The organism is Deinococcus fonticola, assembly GCF_004634215.1.
GTDB classification, from domain to species: Bacteria; Deinococcota; Deinococci; order Deinococcales; family Deinococcaceae; genus Deinococcus; species Deinococcus fonticola.
In genome coordinates, this window is the sequence record NZ_SMMH01000076.1 from 1 (window position 1) to 4,042 (window position 4,042).

General features: G+C 62.2%; 3 protein-coding genes. All 3 read left to right on the forward strand.

The genetic code is table 11. The annotated features are described in order from the left end of the window. Positions 1-173: 173 nt before the first annotated feature. Positions 174-1,339 (forward strand): IS3 family transposase gene (locus E5Z01_RS19010; RefSeq protein ID WP_135230809.1). Its coding sequence is split into 2 segments (ribosomal slippage): positions 174-441 and positions 441-1,339, totalling 1,167 coding nucleotides; the frame shifts between segments, so codons are not numbered across the junction. Between the two features lie 183 nt (positions 1,340-1,522). Next, positions 1,523-3,088, forward strand: coding sequence for a malate synthase A (aceB, locus tag E5Z01_RS19015; protein ID WP_135230810.1), 1,566 nt, complete (start codon positions 1,523-1,525; stop codon positions 3,086-3,088). A 16-nt stretch (positions 3,089-3,104) separates the two neighbouring features. Continuing rightward, positions 3,105-3,935: an IclR family transcriptional regulator gene (locus E5Z01_RS19020; RefSeq protein WP_135230811.1), complete on the forward strand. Its 831-nt coding sequence runs from the start codon at positions 3,105-3,107 to the stop codon at positions 3,933-3,935. Positions 3,936-4,042: the final 107 nt, after the last annotated feature.

Below are 4,042 nucleotides of genomic sequence, written 5' to 3' on the forward strand. Positions count from 1 at the left end.
GGAAGTCTGGACAATGCGAGGTCTGGCAAACGAAACTGTTGAGTGCGAGCGAAAATAACACGCCCGGAGATAGGCTCCGGGCGCTCCCATTTCAACCCCTGTCGGGAATAGTTCCAACCAACTACCCGATTTTGCATACCTGAAGAAACGCCACAATCCAAGCGAGGTGGCAGATGGGAGAACGGGGCAAGTACAGCGGGGAATTCAAATTGGAAGCCATTCGGCTGGCAGGCGAGCCTGATCAGTCAGTTCCCAAGGTCGCCCGCGACCTAGGAATGAGCGATTCAAGCCTCTACGGTTGGATCAGACAGGAAAAAGAAGCGGGTGAGCGGGCTTTTCCGGGGAAAGGCAAACAACATCTCACTGAGGAGCAAGCCGAAATCAAGCGCCTGAGGCGTGAACTGGAAATTGCTCGCCAGGAGCGTGACGTGTTAAAAAAAGCGGTCGCCTTCTTCGCCAAGGAAAAGTGAGTGTGTTCGAGTTCATCGAAGCGCACCGAGGCGAGTTTTACCTGCAGGTCATGTGCCGGATGCTCGGCGTGACCAGGGCGGGGTACTTCTCGTGGCGAGGAAGGCCGATCAGCAAAAAGAAAATGGCGGATGACAGGCTCGGCGAGGAGATCAAAGAGATCCATGGGCAGAGCAAGGGACGCTACGGCGTCCCTCGGATCCACGCGGAACTGAAAGCTAGAGGCTTTGTGTGTTCCCGACGCCGTGTAGCACGCCTGATGCGCGAACTGGGCTTGCGTGGAAAGAGCCGTAGGAAGTACAAGGTGACGACCAAAGCCGCACCTGGACGACAAGCTGCTCCCGATCTGGTGGCCCGCAACTTTCAGATTGAAAAGCCAAATACGGTGTGGGCAGGCGATATTTCGTATCTGCCGACCAAAGAAGGATGGTTGTATCTCGCCGTAATGATGGATCTGCATTCGCGGCGGGTGGTGGGCTGGGCCATGGGTGAGCGCTTGACCACTGATTTACCCCTGGCGGCGCTTCAGATGGGGGTTGACCGGCGGCAACCGCCGCCGGGACTGATTCACCATAGCGATAGAGGAAGTCAATACAGCAGCCATCTGTATCAGCAAGCACTGGAAAAGCGGCAAATTCTGTGCAGCATGGGAAAGAAGGGGGATTGTTTCGATAATGCCGTTGTAGAGAGCTTTTTCTCGACATTGAAGCGTGAATTGCTGTTGGGTCAAGTCTTCGAGTTGCGCCAGGAGGCGAGAACTCAGGTGTTTGAGTTCATTGAGGTGTTTTACAACCGTCAGCGCAGACATAGGGCGCTGGGCTTTCTGAGTCCGCTAGAATTCGAGCAGATCAATCAAGGTGTTGCGGCGTAACTGAAAGTATGTTTTACCGAGGCAACCCCAAAGTCTATATGGGCTGGTAATTGTTCCTGGGCCAGAGACGGGGCGGAGAATCAAACTTCTATAGAATGAAGCCGATTACCGTACAATGAAAAACAGCATTCAAAGTTGACTGTCCGGCCTATCTCCGTCCTTCCCGCTACAAGGAGTCCACGCATGACCGAACTGAAGTTGCCCGCAGGAATGTCCGTCACCGGTTCCCTCAGGGACGGCTACGCCGAGATCCTGACACCTGAGGCGCTGGAATTTCTGGCCGGGCTGCACCGGAACTTCGGTGCCCGCCGCCTGAGCCTGCTGCAAGCCCGTGAAGCCCGCCAGCAGCGCCTGGACGCCGGGGAGCAGCCCGACTTCCTGCCCGAAACGAAAGGCGTGCGTGACGGCGACTGGCAGATCGCCCCGCTGCCCGCTGACCTGCAGGATCGCCGGGTGGAGATCACCGGGCCGGTCGACCGCAAGATGATCATCAACGCGCTGAACAGCGGCGCCCGGGTGTTCATGGCCGACTTCGAGGACGCCAGCAGCCCCACCTGGGAAAACTGTGTGGAGGGCCAGATCAACCTGAGAGACGCTGTCCGCCGCACCATCCGTCTGGAACAGAACGGCAAAAGCTACCGCCTGAACGAGAAAACGGCGGTGCTGCTGGCCCGCCCGCGCGGCTGGCATCTGCCCGAGAAGCACGTCACGGTGGACGGCGAGGTGATGTCCGGTTCCCTGTTCGACTTCGGGCTGTACTTCTTCCACAACGCCGCGGAGTTGCTCTCGCGCGGCAGTGGGCCTTACTTTTACCTGCCGAAGCTGGAGTCTCACCTCGAAGCGCGGCTGTGGAACGACGTGTTCACCTTCGCCGAGAAGGAACTGGGCGTGCCGCACGGCTCTATCAGGGGCACCGTCCTGATCGAAACGATCCTGGCCGCCTTCGAGATGGACGAGATCCTGTACGAGCTGCGCGACCACTCGGCGGGCCTGAACTGCGGGCGCTGGGACTACATCTTCAGTTACATCAAGAAGTTCCGAAACGACCCCACGAAAATCCTGCCGGATCGGGCCAGGGTCACCATGGCCGTGCCGATGATGCAAAACTACTCCAAACTGGCCATTCAGACCTGCCACAAACGGGGCGCCCCCGCGATAGGCGGCATGAGCGCCTTCATTCCGGTGAAAGGCGACGAGGCCAAGAACGAGCAGGCCTTCGAGCAGGTGCGCCTCGACAAGGAACGCGAGGCGAGGAACGGCCACGACGGCACCTGGGTCGCGCACCCCGGCATGGTGGCGCTGGCCACCGAGGTCTTCGATCGTCTGATGCCCACGCCCAACCAGATCGGCAGCGGCAAGCAGATGGACATCCACATCAGCGCCGCCGACCTGCTGACCCCGCCCGACGACCGCGTGACTGAAGCGGGCGTGCGCACCAACATGGACGTCGGCATTCAGTACCTGGCCGCCTGGCTGCGCGGCTCGGGTGCGGTGCCCATTCACAACCTGATGGAGGACGCCGCCACCGCCGAGATTTCGCGCGCCCAGCTGTGGCAGTGGCTGCACAGCGGCGTGCAGCTGGAGGATGGTCGCACCCTGGAACAGCCCCTCTTCGACGAGCTGTTCCGCGACGAGGCCGCGAAACTCGGCCCGGATTACGCCGACGCCGCCACGCTGTTCAAACGCACCGCCACCGAGACCCCGCTGATGGACTTTCTGACCCTGCCCGGCTACCAGCAGCTTCCCTGATGCCGACCCCAACTCCATGACGACCAACCCCCCCCGTCAGAAGACCGGACGTGCCCGCGGCACAGGTGACGCCGGCAGCGTGCGCACGCTGGAACGCGGCCTGAGCGTGCTGACCGCCCTGGCCGACTTCGGCGAGGCCACCCTGACCCAGATCGCCAGGCAGGTGGGCCTGTCTGCCAGCACCGCCTCCCGCCTGCTGGACACGCTGCGCCAGCAGGGGTATGTGGAGTGGGAAGAACGCAGCGGCCTGTTCAGCGTGGGCCTGCGGGCCTACCAGGTCGGCGCGGCCTTCAGCGTGCGCAACACCCTGCTGGGGGCCGCCCAGCCCGAGATGCAGGCCCTGGTGGACGACCTCAACGAGACCGCCAACCTCGCGGTGCGGCGCGCCGGGGAAGCCGTGTACGTGCATCAGGTCGAGGCGCGGCAGATGATGCGGATGTTCACGCACATCGGCGCGGTGTCCCCGCTGCACTGCTCGGGCGTGGGCAAGGTGCTGAGCGCCTGGCTGCCGGAAGGTGAGATGCGCTCCTTGCTCGGCGCCGGGCCGTACCCGGCCTACACGCCCCATTCGCTGACCACCCTGGCGGCTCTGACCCGTGAACTGGAGGCGGTGCGCGCCCAGGGCTACGCGCTCGACGACGAGGAGCGCGAGCTGGGGGTGCGCTGCCTGGCCGCGCCCATCTGGGACGCGCGGCGCGAGGTGGTGGCGGCCCTGAGCATCTCGGCGCCCACCTCGCGTTTCCCGAAGAAGGACATCCCCGAGATGCTGGAGCGTGTCCGCGCGGCCTCGCACCAGATTTCCGCCCGGCTGGGCTGGCGGCCCAGCATGGGATTGAGTCAGTTTTGAGTCGGTGGAGTTAAGCCTCACCATAGGAGGCAACCCCATGACGACCAGGAAGACCTACACCGCCGAATTCAAACGTCAGGCCATAGAACTGGCAGAACGTGAGGATG